14 protein-coding genes are annotated in these 17,980 nt (G+C 43.3%); 10 read left to right on the top strand and 4 right to left on the bottom strand.

What is annotated here, in order from left to right:
• Window positions 1-74 precede the first annotated feature (74 nt).
• The 9 genes from G4420_RS02790 to G4420_RS02750 all read left to right on the top strand — a co-directional run bounded on the left by G4420_RS02790 (window position 75) and on the right by G4420_RS02750 (window position 12,844).
• Window positions 75-1,679, top strand: coding sequence for a sulfatase family protein (locus tag G4420_RS02790; RefSeq protein WP_163322065.1), 1,605 nt, complete (start codon window positions 75-77; stop codon window positions 1,677-1,679).
• 142 nt (window positions 1,680-1,821) lie between these two features.
• Window positions 1,822-3,051 carry an alpha/beta hydrolase gene (locus tag G4420_RS02785; protein ID WP_204273574.1) on the top strand — a complete coding sequence of 410 codons (1,230 nt, stop codon included), beginning with the start codon at window positions 1,822-1,824 and terminating at the stop codon, window positions 3,049-3,051.
• A 119-nt stretch (window positions 3,052-3,170) separates the two neighbouring features.
• A complete protein-coding gene (locus G4420_RS02780) occupies window positions 3,171-5,528 on the top strand; it encodes an ammonia-forming cytochrome c nitrite reductase subunit c552 (protein WP_163322064.1) in 2,358 nt (785 codons plus the stop codon).
• A 253-nt stretch (window positions 5,529-5,781) separates the two neighbouring features.
• Window positions 5,782-7,977 carry an alpha-galactosidase gene (locus G4420_RS02775; RefSeq protein WP_163322063.1) on the top strand — a complete coding sequence of 732 codons (2,196 nt, stop codon included), beginning with the start codon at window positions 5,782-5,784 and terminating at the stop codon, window positions 7,975-7,977.
• A gap of 362 nt (window positions 7,978-8,339) precedes the next feature.
• A complete protein-coding gene (locus tag G4420_RS02770) occupies window positions 8,340-8,864 on the top strand; it encodes a DUF3124 domain-containing protein (protein WP_204273573.1) in 525 nt (174 codons plus the stop codon).
• Between the two features lie 120 nt (window positions 8,865-8,984).
• Window positions 8,985-9,602, top strand: coding sequence for a class I SAM-dependent methyltransferase (locus G4420_RS02765; protein ID WP_163322062.1), 618 nt, complete (start codon window positions 8,985-8,987; stop codon window positions 9,600-9,602).
• Window positions 9,603-10,951: 1,349 nt separating this feature from the next.
• Window positions 10,952-11,683 carry a toll/interleukin-1 receptor domain-containing protein gene (locus G4420_RS02760; RefSeq protein WP_204273572.1) on the top strand — a complete coding sequence of 244 codons (732 nt, stop codon included), beginning with the start codon at window positions 10,952-10,954 and terminating at the stop codon, window positions 11,681-11,683.
• Window positions 11,684-11,862: 179 nt separating this feature from the next.
• A complete protein-coding gene (locus G4420_RS02755) occupies window positions 11,863-12,480 on the top strand; it encodes a hypothetical protein (RefSeq protein WP_163322061.1) in 618 nt (205 codons plus the stop codon).
• Complete coding sequence (locus tag G4420_RS02750; RefSeq protein WP_163322060.1) at window positions 12,443-12,844, top strand: hypothetical protein; 402 nt, start codon at window positions 12,443-12,445, stop codon at window positions 12,842-12,844. Before G4420_RS02755 ends, G4420_RS02750 begins: the two co-directional genes overlap by 38 nt.
• A 56-nt stretch (window positions 12,845-12,900) precedes the next feature.
• On the opposite strand, the gene G4420_RS02745 is transcribed toward G4420_RS02750, so the two are convergent.
• On the bottom strand, window positions 12,901-14,169 hold the full coding sequence (locus tag G4420_RS02745) for a DEAD/DEAH box helicase (protein WP_163322059.1): 1,269 nt from the start codon (window positions 14,167-14,169) through the stop codon (window positions 12,901-12,903).
• Window positions 14,170-14,887: 718 nt separating this feature from the next.
• On the opposite strand from G4420_RS02745, the gene yaaA reads away from it, so the two are divergent.
• Complete coding sequence (gene yaaA / locus G4420_RS02740; protein WP_163322058.1) at window positions 14,888-15,655, top strand: peroxide stress protein YaaA; 768 nt, start codon at window positions 14,888-14,890, stop codon at window positions 15,653-15,655.
• 277 nt (window positions 15,656-15,932) lie between these two features.
• Here yaaA and G4420_RS02735 read toward each other — a convergent pair whose 3' ends face one another.
• From G4420_RS02735 to G4420_RS02725, 3 genes are all read right to left on the bottom strand, one after another.
• Window positions 15,933-16,304 carry a DUF3127 domain-containing protein gene (locus tag G4420_RS02735; RefSeq protein WP_163322057.1) on the bottom strand — a complete coding sequence of 124 codons (372 nt, stop codon included), beginning with the start codon at window positions 16,302-16,304 and terminating at the stop codon, window positions 15,933-15,935.
• Window positions 16,305-16,487: 183 nt separating this feature from the next.
• Window positions 16,488-17,195 carry an FKBP-type peptidyl-prolyl cis-trans isomerase gene (locus tag G4420_RS23360; RefSeq protein ID WP_163322056.1) on the bottom strand — a complete coding sequence of 236 codons (708 nt, stop codon included), beginning with the start codon at window positions 17,193-17,195 and terminating at the stop codon, window positions 16,488-16,490.
• A 39-nt stretch (window positions 17,196-17,234) separates the two neighbouring features.
• The gene (locus tag G4420_RS02725) at window positions 17,235-17,849 is read right to left on the bottom strand and encodes an FKBP-type peptidyl-prolyl cis-trans isomerase (protein ID WP_163322055.1); all 615 of its coding nucleotides are present in this window, start codon (window positions 17,847-17,849) and stop codon (window positions 17,235-17,237) included.
• Window positions 17,850-17,980 lie beyond the last annotated feature (131 nt).

Genomic DNA, 17,980 nt, shown 5'->3' with positions numbered 1-17,980 from the left:
GCAGTTGAATTGCTGCTAAAAACAGAATCACTATTTTTAGCAGCAAATCAACTAATCTAACTAAATAGCAAAACATGACTATCAAAATTATTTCACAACGAATTCTAATCCTTGCTTTTCTGGCGGTTATTGGTTTTGGTTGCGCTACTTCAACAAAAGAGGAAAGCAAACAGCGGCCAAACATCGTCTTCATCATGAGCGACGACCATGCTTTTCAGGCCATTAGTGCTTATGGTGGCCCGTTGGCCGAACTGGCGCCAACTCCAAATATCGACCGGCTGGCTGAGGGCGGAATGCGTATTAACCAGTGTATGGTTACCAACTCTATTTGCGGTCCGTCGCGGGCAACCATTCTGAGTGGAAAATACAGTCATTTAAATGGTTTTATTGATAACACCGGAGGTTCGCATTTCGATTTTAGCCAGAATTCGTATGCTAAAGTGCTGCAAAAAGCCGGCTATAAAACGGCGGTAATTGGCAAAATGCACCTCGGCGGTACGCCAACCGGTTTCGACTATTTCGATATTCTTCCGGGACAGGGGCGTTATTACAATCCAACGTTTATAAACCAGGAGGGCGAGTACAAAATGGAAGGGTACACCACCGAAATTATTACCGATAAAACAATTAACTGGTTGGAAAGTGAGAAAGAATCGGAGCAGCCTTTTATGGTTATGATGTGGCATAAAGCACCTCACCGTGCGTGGGAGCCCGGACCAAATGAACTGGGAATGTACGAGAACACCACTTTTCCGGAGCCGGAGACATTGTTTGATGACTATGACACCCGCGATGCCGCTGCAAAAAATAACATGTCGATTGCAAATACGATGTTTATCGATCGCGATTTGAAAATGACCGATCAACCCCGCGCAGGCTACACCGAAGAGCAACTGGAGCAGTGGAATGCCGTTTATCAGCCCATTTACGAAAAGTTCAGGGAAGAAAACCCTACCGGAAAAGATTTGGTAAGCTTTAAATATCAGCGTTACATGCGCGATTACCTGGCGTGTATTTCTGCCGTGGATAAAAGTGTTGGGAAGCTACTCGATTACCTGAAAGAATCGGGATTGGATAAAAATACCATTGTTATCTATTCGTCAGATCAGGGATTTTACCTGGGTGAGCACGGTTGGTTTGATAAACGCTGGATGTACAAAGAATCGTTAAATACGCCGCTGCTGGTTAGCTGGCCCGGAGTTATTGAAGCCGGATCGGTGAATGACGATTTGGTTTCGAACCTCGATTTTGCCGAAACACTGATTGATGCTGCCGGCGCAGAAATTCCGGAAGAAATGCAGGGAGAAAGTCTGCTGCCAATTTTAAAGGGCGAAACTCCTGCCGACTGGCGCGATGCACATTATTATCATTACTACGAACACCCGTCGGAGCATGCGGTAATGCGTCATTACGGAATTACCACCGATAAATACAAACTCATTCATTTTTACTACGATATCGACGACTGGGAACTGTACGACCTGGAGAACGATCCGATGGAAATGCGTAACGTATACGACGATCCGGCTTATGCTGACGTTCAGGCGCAGTTGCATGTTCAGCTGGAAGAACTACGCAAAAAGTACGGTGATAACGACGAGCTGAACCAGAAATTTATTGATGAATACAAGGAAAAGGTAAAAGCCAATCCACGTATTGAATACTGGAAATACTGGTAGCAACAAGCTTTTTCATAATTTTGGGTACTCAATTGTATAGATGTTCAAAAACAGTCCCAAAAAAACAGATCGTTGCTGTTGATCAGCTAAATTTATAAATCGTTAGCACTTGCTGATATTCTAATAACTAAAACAATAATCAATGAGTCAAAAATCGCTTACTCTTGTTTTGCTGACCATGTTCGCGTGTTCAGGAATCCTGAAAGCACAACAAACATTTTCGGTATCAGTTGACGAAGTAAAAAACGGAAAAGTTAAGGTAGAACCTGCCATTCCGGCTGATGGGAAAGTAGCCGAAGGAACGGTACTTACCATTTCGGCCAAACCCGATAAAAACTATGCACTCGATGCGGTTTACTATTCGGTAAAAGGAATGTGGGGCGACATGTATCACGAATGTATGGCATCGTCATATGAGGTGGTGATCAACCAGGATACAAAACTGGGCGCATCGTTTATCGAAAAAGATGAAGTAGACCACTTGATGGTTGCTCAAAATATTCCGTATGCCAAACCCGGCGTTAAACAATTAAAATACGATGTATTTGCTCCCGAAGGTGCCCGTAACCTGCCCTGTATTATTATCATTCACGGAGGAGGCTGGATTTGGAATACCGAAGATATTATGCGCGGAATGGCCCGCGAATTAACCAAAAGTGGCAAGTACGTTGTTTTTAGTATCGATTACCGCTGGGCCGGGAACCGCGACGGCGACGAGGTTGGAAATACCATGGCCGATATTATTGGCGATGTGTTTGGCGCCATTGCACACATTATGGAACACGCAGCCGATTATGGAGGCGACCCCACCCGAATTGCTGTAACCGGCGACAGTGCCGGTGGGCATTTATCGGCAGTGGCTGGAACCATGCCAAACAAAATTGGCGACGGTGGTTTTGGTGAAACCAAAGGCGTATTTGAGTTTATGCCATCGTACATTCCAAAAAATAAAACGGTTGATCAGGTGCGTGCTGAAATGATGGCAGCTATAAAAGCAGCGGCTCCGAGTTACGGTGTATTTGGCAGCGACCGACTGAGTCATTATTCCGAAGATCCGAAAGCCGACGACAGATGGAAAGAAGCCATTGCGCCATTGAGCAATATCCCCAATGCAGAGGAGCGTAAAATTCCGCATTACCTTACCCGCGGAACTGATGACGGTTTAATACCTGACGATGCCGTTAAACGTTATGTTGATGCGCTGGTGGAAGCCGGACAACGTGTACAGTATGTGCAGGTAGGCGGTGCCGGACATGCTTTCTTTGATTGGAAACCGGACGACAACACAAAAGCTACATTTAAAAAATACGGTATTTATTACATCAACGAAATGGAGACTTTCTTCAATTCGGTGTTTTATCCGAAAAACTAACTAACGCTAATAATACCAAAAGCAGTTTATTCTCATTATGAATAAGCTGCTTTTTTTGTATTCAACATGTTGAAATTTGTATCTTGCCACATCAATTAAATGATTCAAACTATTTAATTATGTATATCCAGAGATCTCAGATATTAGTTGTTGTTGCAATACTGCTAACAGCAATTTCCTGTAAACAAAAACTAAAAGAGGTAAATAACGAATTCACCGGATCGGCAAGTTGTATTGAGTGTCACGAAAACTTCTATAAGCTTTGGGAACCATCGTATCATGCACAGGCAATGATGCCAATAAATGAGGCTTTTATGGCAGAGCATCAACTGCCGGATAGCGAACCCATCGATGTGGAAGGACACTTGTTCCAGGTGGAGTTTAAAGATTCAACCATGGTACTGTACGAACGCGATGGCAACGAACTGGTAAAAACCTACGACGTAATCTGGGCTATGGGCGGACACAATGTATATACTTTTCTTACACCCTTTGAGAAAGGGAAACTGCAGAATATTCCGCTGGCTTTTGATGCAAACCGCAAAGAGTGGTTCAATTACCCCATGGCCGGAATGCGCCATTTTGGTGGAGATATGCCGGATGATGAAGCCTTGCCCTGGAAAGACGATATGTTTGCTTTTAACACAGGGTGCTACAGTTGCCACATCAGCCAGTTGAATACCAATTACGATTTGGCAACCGATACCTATCATACCACCTGGAAAGAACCCGGAATTAACTGCGAAACCTGCCACGGGCCGGCGGGCGAGCACGTTCGTATTTTCAAAGCATTAAAAGAAGGCGAGGAAGCTGATGAGCTGGGATTGATAAGTACAAAAGTATTTACGCAGGAGCAACATGTTGCATCGTGTTCGCCTTGTCATGCTAAAATGAACCCGATTACACCAAGCTACATGCCCGGCGATAAGTATTTCGATAATTATAACGTGACAACGCTAGAGGATCGTGACTTTTATTCCGATGGCCGTTCGCTGGGAGAGAATTACACCCTTACCGAGTGGATGATGAATGCATGTGCCGATAACAGCGAGCTGCATTGTGTTACCTGCCATACATCGAGTGGACGCGACCGCAATAAGGACAATCCCAACCAGGCTTGTTTGAAATGCCATAATAACCGCACCGAAGATCTGGAAACACATACCGGGCACCCGGCTTCGGCTGGGCTTACCTGCTTAAGCTGCCACATGCCAAAGCGCGAATTTGTTGGCCGCTTTTTGCGCAGCGATCACTCGTTCCGTCCGCCAATGCCCGAGGCAACCATTAAGTTTGGTTCGCCAAATGCCTGTAACCAGTGCCATAAGGATAAATCGCCCGAGTGGGCCAATAAAATTGTAAAGGCGCGCCCCAATGGCGATTACCAGGAAGAAACTTTACGATGGGCACAACTGATAAAAGAAGCCCGCGACATGGAGTGGGAGAATGTGGATAAGATGTTCGAATACATCCGCGATCCTAAAACCGACGATGTAGTGGCTAATTCGCTTATCCGTTTGTTGAATAATTACCCCGATGCATCGAAAGCCGGTGTGCTGATCGACGCATTGAATCACGAATCGGAACTGGTGCGCTCGTCGGCAGCATACGGTTTGGGAGGCATAATTACCGATGAGGTGAAAGCTGCCCTGCTGAAAGCTTGTCAGGATGATATTCGTTTGGTGCGCATACAGGCTGCCAATGCTATTTTAACTTTCCCACAGGATGAGTTTACCGCCGAAGAACAAACAATAATTGCCGCTGCCGAAAAGGAATACGTAACATCGATGACTTCGCGGCAGGATAACTGGAGCAATCACTATAACCTCGGCTTGTACCATCAGAACAAAGGTGAGGCAACCGAGGCGCTGAACTCGTACGAAACAGCAGCGCGTTTGTATCCTCCGTCGGTATTGCCGCTAATCAACAGCAGTGTGTTGTATTCGTATATCGGCAATAACGAAAAAGCCGAGGAGAATCTGAAGAAAGTATTGGAATACGAGCCAAAGAACGAAGCTGCCAACCTGAATCTGGGCTTGTTGCTGGCCGAGCAGGGGCGTATGGACGAAGCCGAAAAGGCTTTACGAACAGCGCTGGAAGCCAACCCGGAAAACCAACCGGTTGCAGCCAAAAACCTGAGTGTAATTGTAGCGCAGCGCGGCGATCTGGCCGGAGCTGTAAAGTATGCCGAAATGGCCTGGAAAGCGCGCCCCGAAAATCCTGATTACGGATACACGCTTGCCTACTACCAGGTGCAGAACGGACAGACTTCAGTTGCGAAAAAAACCTTGGAGAAAGTGATCAGCACCTCACCCGAATATCTTTCGGCAACAGGTTACCTGGCACAAATCTACCTGCAGGAAGGCAACAAAGACAAAGCATTGCAACTGTATAACAATGCATTGAAAGTTGAAGGTATATCGGAACAAGACCGGGCCGCTATCCAACAATCTATAGCCATGTTGCAGCAGAGCATGTAGGGGAGCAAGGCAAAAGTTTAAAGTAACAAGGAAAAAGTGGAGAGCAGCTGTCATCTCGAAGCGCAGCGAGAGATCTGTAACATTAAATCTGATTGCAGAATGACGATTAACGATTTTTGATTTCAGAAGGAGTTGGCAATAGGCAAATTGCAATCGGCAATCAGTCTTATTGAATGGAAATATCGGTAGTACATCATAGGTACCTTCCTCCGAATCTTCGTCATTCTAATAGAAACAATCAAATCTTGAAATCATGAGAAGGATATATCTGTTGACGATCGTTTTATTGCTGTCTGCCGTTGTTTTTGCGCAGGAGGCGATCATTCCCATTTCAACCAACAATAACCTGATGTTGTTGCAAACATCGCGCGACGGCCGTTTAAATACCGTGTATTTTGGCGAACCGCTGGCCAACGAATCGGAGTATGCCGAGGTGGCACGAGGTTACAATTTGCGCGATGACAACAGTGCAATTAACAATGCCACGTATACTACATCGGGCACCTGGAACCTGGTTGAACCCGCCATTGAGGTGATTCAAAGCGACGGCAATACTTCGCTGGAGCTGAAATATGTGAGTCACACTGCCGAAACGACTTCGGATAATGCACTGCTGACGACCATTGTGTTGGAGGATGCGCAATACCAGTTTCAGGTGAAGCTTTTTTACAAGGCGTGGACCACCGAGAATGTGATTGAACAATGGACTGAGATAAAACACAACCAAAAAGATGCGGTAACCCTGAAAAAGTTTGCGTCGGCAAACCTGTTTTTTACCGGCAACGAGTTTTACCTCACCACTTATGGTAACGAATGGGCAAAAGAAATGCAGCGTAACGAGGAGAAACTGACCCGCGGTATAAAGTCGATCGATTCGAAACTGGGGACACGCGCCCATTTGCTGCAGTCGCCCAATTTTATTCTTTCGTTTGATGGCAAAGCTGCCGAAAACAACGGAACAGTGGTGTTGGGACAGCTGGCGTGGAGCTCGAACTTTCGTTATGATTTTGAGGTAGATCCTCAGGGCAACGTTCGGTTTATTGCAGGTATCAATCCGTTTGCGTCGGAATATGAATTGCAGCCGGGCGAGCTGTTCAAAACACCGGGGTTGGTATATGTGGTGTCGCACAAAGGAACCGGCGAGGCCAGCCGAAACCTGCACAGCTGGGCACGCGATTACCGCGTTCTGGACGGCAACGGCGAACGCCTGACACTGCTGAACAACTGGGAAGCTACTTACTTCGATTTTGATGAAGATAAACTGACTGCCCTGTTTAAAGATGCCAAAGAACTGGGTGTCGATATGTTTTTGCTCGACGACGGCTGGTTTGCCAACAAATACCCGCGCAACGGCGACAATGCAGGGTTGGGCGACTGGCAGGAAAACAAAAAGAAACTGCCGCATGGAATTGGTTACCTGGTAGAGGAAGCTACAAAAGAGGGCATAAAATTCGGTATCTGGATTGAGCCGGAAATGGTAAATCCGAAAAGTGAATTGTACGAGAATCATATCGATTGGGTGATTCGTCAGCCCGAGCGCCCCGAGAAATATTTCCGTAACCAGCTGGTGTTGGATCTGTCGAATCCAGAGGTGCAGGACTTTGTTTTTGGAATTGTAGACAATCTGCTGACTAAAAATCCTGATCTCGCATTTATTAAATGGGATTGCAACTCGGTAATCTACAATGCGCATTCGGCTTATCTCGAAAAAGAAGGTATTCCGCAAACACATATTTACATCGAATACACCAAAGGCCTGTACAATGTGATGGAGCGTGTGCGCGAGAAATTCCCGAAGGTACCGATTATGATGTGCTCGGGTGGTGGCGGCCGCGGCGATTACGAGCTGTTTAAATACTTCACAGAATTTTGGCCCAGCGACGATACCGATCCGCTGGAGCGCGTGTTTATGCAATGGAATTATTCGTATTTCTTCCCGTCGATTGTTACCGATTGCCACGTAACCGACTGGAGCGATCTTCCGCTAAAATACCGCGTTGATGTGGCCAGCATGGGTAAACTGGGTTTCGACATTGTGGCGCACGAGCTCAGCGAGAACGATCTGAAATTTGCCAAACAGGCCGTGCAGAATTTCCACTCGTTTAAAGATGTGGTGTGGCATGGCGACCAGTATCGTTTGGTAAATCCGTACGAAAACGACTTTGCTTCGCTGATGTATGTAAACAACGATAAGAGCAGGGCAGTGGTGTTTAACTACCTGTCGAACTTCAGGTACATGCAAACGGCTTCGGTGCTTCCGGTTAAGTTTGCCGGCCTCGATCCTGCCAAAAAATACACCGTAAAAGAACTGAACGTTTACCCGGGACGACGCTCGTGGATTGATGCTGAAAAAGTATACTCCGGCGATTTCCTGATGAAAGTTGGTATTAATCCGCACATAACCGTGCGCAGCACCAGCGTGGTTTTGGATGTGAATGAGGTGGAGTAAAATGCGGGAGATTGAATGACGAATGATGATTAACGAATTCCGATTTTAGAAGGAGTAGGCGATAGGCAAATAGCAATAGGCAAGGAGCCCCAAGGGGGTGATATCATATAGCCCGGTGCGTAAGCGCCGGGTTTTAATATGTCGGGAGAATGAATGACGAATGATGATTAACGATTTTTGATTTCAGAAGGAGTTGGTAACAGGCAAAGAACAATAGGCAAAAAGCCCCAACGGGGCGATATCATATAGCCCGGTGCGTGAGCGCCGGGTTTTTAATAACCAATAACCAATATTCAAAACGTCCCATCGGAACGAAATAATAGTAGCCTTTTTTTGCATCGGGGTTTTTCATACATTTGGGAATGGAAGCAATTAGAATGAAACATATCCTGGTATTTGCGGTAATGGTATTTGTTGCAGTCGCCTGTAACAACGAGGCCCGGCAACAACCGGTAACAACAGTAGACTGGGAGGCACGAAACGCCGCTGCAAAACTCCCCGATTCGCTCGAAACCGGAAGTACCTACCTGTCGGTTTATTCGCAAATCTATTCCGGTTCGCAGGAGCGTTTGGTCGATTTAACGGCCACCATTAGTATACGTAACCCGAATACCGAAGAAGCGCTGTTCATCAATACTATCGACTACTACAATACGAAAGGTGATCGTATCCGCTCTTACCTGTCGTACCCTGTTTTTATTTTACCCATGGAAACCGTTGAAATTATCATTCAGCACAACGATAACGAAGGAGGCACAGGAGCAAACATCATTTTTGATTGGGAAAAAGCCGCCAAAGCCGCCGATCCGGTTTTCGAAGCGGTAATGATCTCGACTTACGGACAGATCGGGCTTTCGTTTGTTACGCAAGGCATTCCGTTGGATTGATCATTCCCTCGTATCCGCGGGTATGCTATTTATCAGTAGCTGTTGGTTGAGAATCCCCACGATAATTATTATTTTGCAGGCAATTCTTCCCGGGCAAAAGAATAGTAAAAGTGAACGATTATGGACCGAAAAAAGCATTGGGAAGAGATCTACAAAAGTAAGAATACCGCTGAGGTGAGCTGGTTTCAGGCTTCACCAACAACATCGCTACAATTTGTTAAGGAGTTTAAATTACCGCTGTCGGCCCGAATTATTGATGTAGGTGGGGGAGATAGCTACATGGTAGATCGTTTATTGGAAATGGGGTACCGCAACATTACCGTTCTTGATATCTCGGAAACAGCAATTAAAAAAGCACAGCAACGTTTGGGCGAAAAAGCCAAAACGGTAAAGTGGATCGTTGCTGATGCGGCAGGATTTCAGCCTACCGAAACCTACGATTTCTGGCACGACAGGGCAGCCTTTCATTTCCTGACCGATAAGCAGGAGATCAGCAATTATGTCGATACGATCCGTTCGTATGTAAAGCCGGGTGGTTACCTGGTGTTGGGAACCTTTTCGGAACAAGGCCCTGCAAAATGCAGCGGCATAGAAATAAAACAGTACTCGGAAAATACGATGACCAGTCTGCTAACGGATTTCTTTAATAAAATCAGGTGTATTACAGTCGACCATAAAACACCATTTAATACGCTTCAAAACTTTATTTTTTGCAGTTTCAGGCGGTTGGCGGTATAAGACGTTGGTCACTTGTCATTAGTCATTGGCCACTATTCATTAGCCACTGCTACTGCACCCCCGAAGTTTCAGAATACACCAGCGTGGGGGATTGTTTTTATTTTTTGCACCGCGGCTTCAGCCCGGTGTCAAAATTGCGATGCTATCAAAGGGCTTTAGCCTTTAAATCTAAATTAAAGGCTAAAGCCTGTTTTCAATTCTCAATCCGAAATCACCGCCCTAAAGGACGGTGCAAAAATGCACATTCAAACTGGATCGGATCCCTATCACAAACACATTTGTTTGTATGCTCACCAAGTTAATACCCCTGCAACATGATTTTGGAACCACCAGTTGAGCCGTGCTTCTGTTGTAAACCTGCGAAAGGCCCACGGAGATGCTTAAAGTCGTTTTGCATAGCTACAAAAGCACCAAATTACCAACAAAAGTACCGTTGTAGCCCTGCGAAAGCAGTTTTGAGAACACGGCGGAGCTTTCGTAGCCGTACGAAAGCAGTAAATAGAACTATTTGGTGGAAGCGTACGCCTGAGAAAGCACCAAATAGTACTCGGGGAAGCTTTCGTAGCCGTACGAAAGCACCAAATAAGGTTCAAAAGTACCGTTGTAGCCCTACGAAAGTAGTTTTGAGAACACGGCGGAGCTTTCGTAGCCGTACGAAAGCAGTAAATAGAACTATTTGGTGGAAGCGTACGCCTGAGAAAGCACCAAATAGTACTCGGGGAAGCTTTCGTAGCCGTACGAAAGCACCAAATAAGGTTCAAAAGTACCGTTGTAGCCCTACGAAAGTAGTTTTGAGAACACGGCGGAGCTTTCGTAGCCGTACGAAAGCAGTAAATAGAACTATTTGGTGGAAGCGTACGCCTGCGAAAGCACCAAATAGTACTCAGGGAAGCTTTCGTAGGGCTACGAAAGTTACAAATAGCGCTCCCGGGAGCTCTTGTAATCAGATAGTTAGGTGTTTTTTGGTGGCTGGGGACTTCGTGGAAACCCGCCCACGGTAAGGCTTACTGGCTATGCTTAACCCCGGCATTAATGCCGGGGTTAGTCAACTAACGCCAGCAAATGGGCTTTAGCCCTTACTTTTGTATACCCCTACTTTTTGTTGACCCCATATTGTTTTTGTTAAACAGAATTGTAACTTTAAACAAAAAAGAATCAAGCCTTTGAATACGTACCCTGAAATAAGATATAGTTGGCTTACTCACCAAAATTGAGGGTATAACGCAAGCCGACAATGTAGATATAACTTAACCAGTTGGGGGCCAAAACTGTTGTGTGTTATCTTTAAAGAAGTTCGCAATATTATGAGTTAACATTTTAAATAAAATAATTATCCTAAAGAAATTGTCATGAAAATTCCAAGAGTATTCCTTTCATATTCGCATGATAGCATGGAACACAAAAAATGGATTTTAGATTTAGCTACCAAATTGCGAACCAATGGGATTGATGCTATAATCGACCAATGGGAGTTAAAAGCAGGTGATGACATTCCATCCTTTATGGAAAATAATCTGCAATCTTCGGACTATATTTTAATGATTTGTACAGAAAAATATGTCGAAAAAGCAAATTCAGGAAAAGGAGGAGTGGGGTATGAAAAAATGATTATTACATCAAATCTTCTTCAAAACATCAACGAAAACAAAATAATACCAATTATCAGACAGAAAGGAACATATAAAGTACCTACGTTCTTGAAAACAAAACTCTACCTAAATTTCTCAATAAGCTCTGAATTTGAATTTAATTATGATGAGCTTATTAGAACAATACATCAAAGTCCACTTTTTGAGAAACCTGAAATTGGGAATAATCCTTTTAAGGAAATAAATGACGACAAAAAGAATCCTAATGCAGCCGTTAAAAATCTTATGCAAGGGGCTATAAATCTTTACGAAGAAGACTATGACCAGTTTGACTCATCTGATCTCAGTTACATTTTAAAAATCTCAAAAATATATAGTGAAATGTTAATTAGAGAAGCAATCCAGCTTGGTCTATTGAAAGGCGAACCTGATGGCCAGATTAAACTTACTGAAAAGGGTAAATTTTATGCGATAGAAAATAAATTAATATAAAACCAGTGGCTAACACAGTAAATATTGCAGGGCAGGATTCGGTGGTACGCCAACTGCGGATTCTCGTTTTGCTGTTCAGGCCTGCCGGACATGAATGCTCACTGAAATTCGCTACGTATCTTGCAATAACCGTTAGCTATAATTGTAATCAAAACTTATGAATTTAATAGGAATTAACTATGGATATTAAAGAAAAAAATGCTCAAATTTCATTCAAAATTCTTGTTCTTATAACTGGAACAATTGTTTTGTATCCGACATTCAATGAGGTGCTAACACCGCCTTTCGTATTTCCTTGGATTCTTATAACATTCAGTATTCTTGCTTTAATTGGAATTGTTTTAAGTTTTATAGGATATTATATCAATGCATTTACAACTAAGACTGACCACAAATCTGTGGGACTTGGTAATTTCGCAAGCTTACTATCTCTTATCTTTTTTGTCGCTTATTTTTTTTTGAATTTAGTATCAGACAATTTGATTCCTCCACAAATAGAATCAATCTCATATGAACCTATAAATGTTCACAAAGGTGAGAATGTGAGAATCTTCGCAAAGATTAATGACCCTTCTAGTAGAGTAACTGAGTGGAAATGGCAATGCGATAGTTCAATTATCAATCTTAGAAAATCTTCAGAAGTCGATTACCTAAGAATTCCCAAAAACTATGATAAGGAATTTATAAATGTTGTATTGTATCTCACTGACAAAGAAAATATAATAGTAAAAGACTCAATCCAAATTTATCTTCAAAATAATGAATATAGAAAAGCAAAATTTAGAAGCTTTAAATGAACTATTAGATGATCATTTAAAAAATGCGGATAATCAAATTTGGCACGTAGAAAAACGTGTTAGATATACAAATGCAAGAAAATTTGCTCGCCAAAATATTAAGAGATTTAAACTTAAACAAGGAAAACTCGTTCCAAGGACCTCAAAAAGACTAATTGCAAAGTCATTTAGAGCTTATAAACTTCAGACTCGTAAGAGCATTTTACTAGAATTGGCTTCTCAAAATATGAGTTTAAATGAATTGCAGCAATACGATAAGACCGAATTAACTCAAGCGCTAAAAAGGTATGATGAGATTCAATTGGCTAGACCATGTTGTAGCGAATACCCTGGTACATTCCCATTTTGTAATCCGAATTGTTAAATTACTATTGCTAACATTGTGCATATTGTATAGCGTGTTTAATGGTTTAACACCCCTTACCTTCTCTTCCGTCTAAACCCTGGATTTTGATTTCCGCGCTTTTTATTTCGGTTTTCGAAAAACTCCTGTCGTTTACGTTTTTTTTCTGCTTCAAACTCTTTCTTTTCGCTGGCGTTCATCGGCTTTTCGGTCTGCGGAAAAGGATTGTTGTTGGCTACCGGAATTCGTAGTTTTATCAACTTTTCAATGCTTTTTACATAGGTGTTTTCTTCCGGTTCGCACAGCGATATGGCCACCCCTTCTTCGCCGGCCCGGCCACAACGGCCAATACGGTGTACATAGGTTTCGGGCTCGTTGGGTATGTCGTGGTTAATTACATACCGCAGTTTGTCAATATCAATTCCTCGTGCCGCAATATCGGTGGCTACCAACACGCGTATTTCTCCTTTTTTAAACCGCAGTAAGGCCTTTTGGCGTTGGTTCTGGCTCTTTTCGCCATGAATGGCCGCACTCTCAATATTTTTATTCCGCAGGTTGCGTACAATACGGTCGGCACCATGTTTGGTCCGCGAAAACAGCAGTACCTGCTCTATGTCTTCGTTTTTAAGAATGTGCAACAGCAAGTCCTTTTTATCGCTTTTGTTGGTGAAATAGATGTGCTGTTGTATGGTTTCGGCAGTTGACGAAACCGGGTTTACCGCCACCTTTTTCGGGTTCACCAGAATTTGTTGCGAAAGCTTCAATATATTGGTTGGCATAGTAGCCGAAAAGAACAACGATTGCCGCTGTTTGGGTAATATCTGCAGCAGTTTTTTAATGTCGTGAATAAAACCCATATCGAGCATCCGGTCGGCCTCGTCTAACACAAAATACTTTACATCGCGCAACGAAATATGTTTCTGATCGATTAAATCGAGCAAGCGTCCGGGTGTGGCAACCAGTATGTCAACACCTTTTTGCAGTTGGCGTACCTGCGGGTTTTGCGGCACTCCGCCAAAAATAACCGTGTTTTGCAGGTTGCTGTATTTGCCATAGGCGTTAAAACTTTCGCCAATTTGTATGGCCAGCTCGCGGGTAGGGGTAACCACCAGCGATTTTATCCGTCGTTTACCCTTTTCGTGTTGGGCAGTGTTTATTAAATGCTGAATGATTGGAATGGCAAAAGCGGCCGTTTTACCGGTGCCGGTTTGGGCACTTCCCAAAACATCGTTTCGTTCTAATACCAGTGGAATAGCCTGCGCCTGAATTGACGTTGGTTCCGAGTAGTTTTCATCCCTTAATGCCTTTAGTATGGCAGGATGCAATTTTAAATCTTCAAATTTCATTATTGTTTTCTATGGTAAACAAGGGCTCACAAAATAATAACCGTGATTAAAGAGCACATTGCTACCAAAACGCTTCCCCTCTGTTTTTGTTCTAAACCGGCGCAAAGATACTACAATTAATTACTTCGCAGCGTTGGTTTAATTTAACGGTCTTCGAGAGTTCTCCAAAGCCACAATCAGGTTCTGTTAATGTTGTATTTTTTTCTGAAAATTCGCCATCTTTTTATAAGAATTGCTCTTTGCATTTCGTCCGGAAGAACCACTTGGCTTCGATAGGCATACTTCGCCGGACGATTCAAATCAAATCATCCTGCCCCAGGGCGACGTAATTCGCTGAATTACTTTGTCCTGGGCTATAAACGCACTTTCAGCGCTCTTTTTATTACTATAACCCAACAGAAAATATGTTATAGGGCTGAAAAGTCCGTAACAATTTAGTCCGGGGCAAACGCACTGCCTTAAGGCGGAAAGTGTCGCCCGGGGTTAATGTTAAGCATTAGAAAAGGTGCAAATGCAAAAGCAAATTGAAAATGAAACGTATCATGCCTGCCTGACGGTAGGCAGGCGCCTCATATTGAAACCTTTTATCAGAAATGGGGCTTAAAATATTTGTGTATAAAGGGTAGCTTTGAGTGGAGCTTTTAAAGCCGAATAAATACCATCGTACTGAACATTAAAAAAGAAAAGCTGTTAATTTTGAAAAATAAAATCAGAATAGATGCTAATAGTAATATCGCCGGCAAAATCGCTGGATTATAAAACACCGCCGGTAACCAGAACGTACACCATGCCCGACATGCTCGACGAGTCGGAAAAGATACTTCCGAAACTGCGGAAGATGAAACCCAAACAACTCTCGGAGTTAATGGGGATTTCTGCCAGCCTGGGGCAATTAAATTATGATCGTTATCAAACCTGGCACCAGCCGTTTACACCCGAAAATGCCAAACAGGCTGTGCTGGCGTTTAGCGGCGATGTTTTCCAGGGACTGGAAGCACCTTCAATGAGCGAAGAACAACTGCTGAAGTTACAGTCGAAGTTGCGGATTCTGTCCGGTCTTTATGGCGTTTTACGTCCGCTTGATTTGATGCAACCCTACCGTCTGGAGATGGGGACAAAAATCAAAATACAACGTTCGGCTGATCTGTATGCTTTCTGGAAGAACAAGATTACACCAAAAGTGCAGGAAGCCATTGATGAGTCGGGGAGTAAGGTGCTGATTAACCTGGCATCAAACGAGTATTTCAAAAGTATCGATACCAAAAAACTCGATGCCGAAATAATAACGCCACAGTTTAAAGACATGAAAAACGGAGAGTATAAAATGATCTCCTTTTTTGCCAAAAAAGCCCGTGGCCTGATGACACGTTTTATCATTGAAAATGACATTGATAATGTGAACGACCTGCAGGCTTTTGATGCTGAGGGGTATGTTTATAATCCGAGGTTGTCGAAGGTTGGGAATCCGGTGTTTACGCGGGGGTAACCTGGTCACTGGTCATTAGTCATTGGGGTTCAGTCACTGAGAACTGCGACGGTGAGAAATTGTCAAACTGTTGAATTGCTAAATTGTTGGCGCCGGAGGCAGGAACTGAGACTGCATACTGCGACTGAGAACTTGTAACCTGCAACCTGTAACAGATTTCTCCTCATTCTTCGTCGAAATGACAGCAAAAACTCGTCGAAATGACAACAAACAAAAATGCCAGCTGAAAACTCAGCTGGCATTTTCTATTAATCCTTCATCGTTCATCCTTCATCCTTTAAAACGGCAAATCTCCGGCCGAATCTTCCGATGGTTCAGGTGGTATATCATCCATTCCGAACTCCGGTGGAGGCTCTGGGAAATTACCGTCAGCACTCACTTTATCAATCTTCCAGGCATTAATGTTGTGAAACCAGCGACCGTTATATTCGCGTGATTCCATGTTAAAGGATACTTCAACTTCCTCTCCGGCAGACAGTCCTTTTACCAAATCAACTTTATCGCCAAATAAAGTAAAACATACCTTACGTGGATATTGCTCGTCTGTTTCAATTACAAATTCCTGTTTGCTCCATTCTTTTCCTGCCCGGCTTACACCCGACTCAGGTTTTAAAATCTGATCAACTTTTCCTTTTACGCTTAATGCCATTTCCTAATTTTTTATTTCAGGAACGAAGATAAAAAAAGAAACCCTTTGCCTAAAAACAGACAAAGGGTTTTTTTCAACAAGTTTTTGTCATTTCGATCCGTCAGTTGACGGAGAGAAATCTGCTACAGGAATGCTCTGTTGTTTGAGATTCCTCAGTCGTTCCTCTTTCGGAATGACAACTTTTTATTCTTTTACTATCTCCAGTAATTCAACTTCGAAAATTAAAGCCATATTTGGTTCAATTGCTCCTCCAGGACGTGGATTTGCACCATAAGCTAAATTAGATGGGATATAAACTTTCCATTTTGATCCAACCGGCATTAGTTGCAATGCTTCAGTCCAACCCGGAATTACCTGAGTAACACCGAATACAACTGGCTCACCTCTGTCAACTGAACTGTCGAAAACAGTACCATCGATTAAAGTTCCGTGGTAGTGTACGCGCACTTTATCTGTTTCACCTGGTTTTTCGCCAGTTCCTTCTGTAAGTACTTCATATTGTAAACCGCTTTCGGTAGTTGTTACCCCTTCGCGTTTTCCATTCTCTTCCAAAAATTTGTTGCCTTCTTCAAGGTTTGCCTGATTTTCGCGCTCGCTGGCATCGCGGAAAAACTGCTGTACAATTGCGTTTGCATCAGCTTCTGTAATTTCCACTTCTTCGCCTAACGATGCTAAACGGAAAGCTGCAGCCATTGCTTCAAGATTCATCTCTTCGCTTCCGGGAGCAGTTTCAAGTTGTTGTTTATTGTTGGCACCAACCAAGACTCCAATTGCATAACTTACTGAATCGGCACTGGTTTCCAATTTTACCGCTGCCGGGCCACCTTGCTGGCACGAAGTAGCAGCAACAATCAATGCTACTACAAATACATAAATAATACTGTTCTTCATTTGTTAATTTTTTTTTGGCCGTAAACGACCGTATTTTTATTATTCTACAATTTCTAACAATTCAACCTCGAAAATGAGTGTTGCGTTTGGTCCGATAACTCCGCCTGCTCCGTTTGGCCCGTAAGCCAGGTTGGCAGGAATATACAGTTTCCATTTTGAGCCAACCGACATCAGTTGTAAGGCTTCAACCCATCCCGGAATTACACCGTTTACAGGGAATACAGCTGGTTGGTTGCGCTCTACCGAACTATCGAAAACAGTACCGTCTACCAATGTACCGTGGTAATGACATTTTACCTGGTTGCCGGCGGTTGGAATGTCGCCTTCTCCTTCGGTTATTACTTCGTATTGTAATCCGCTGGGCAATTGAATCACACCTTCGTTTTTAGCGTTATCGGCTAAAAAGGCATTGCCTTCTTCAAGGTTTTTATTGCCATCGGCAGCTTGCGACTCGGCCATGAATGACTCGAGAATCTGATTGGCGTCTTCAGGTTTCATTCTTGGTGGAACACCTGAAAAAACATCCTGCAAAGCTGTAATAAAAGCGGTTGGATGAACGGTTTTAACTCCTGATTGGATGAGATTTGCAGAAATACTCATTCCTAGGGCATAACTAAATTTTTGTAAATCGTCTTTTAATTCGAAATCTGCCATTTTATTTTTTTCTGAATTCAAGTGGGCGAAGATAAAGTAATTTTTTGGTAATAAGGTAATTGAAGTTTTATAATTTGGCGGAGAATTTAAATTCAAAAAAAATAGTCTTTTATGGTAATTATAAGCTGATT

The sequence above is a fragment of the Draconibacterium mangrovi genome (assembly GCF_010586825.1).
Taxonomy (GTDB): Bacteria; Bacteroidota; Bacteroidia; order Bacteroidales; family Prolixibacteraceae; genus Draconibacterium; species Draconibacterium mangrovi.
The sequence above is the reverse complement of the archived record's forward strand: the minus strand, read 5'-3'. Positions and strand labels throughout refer to the sequence as shown.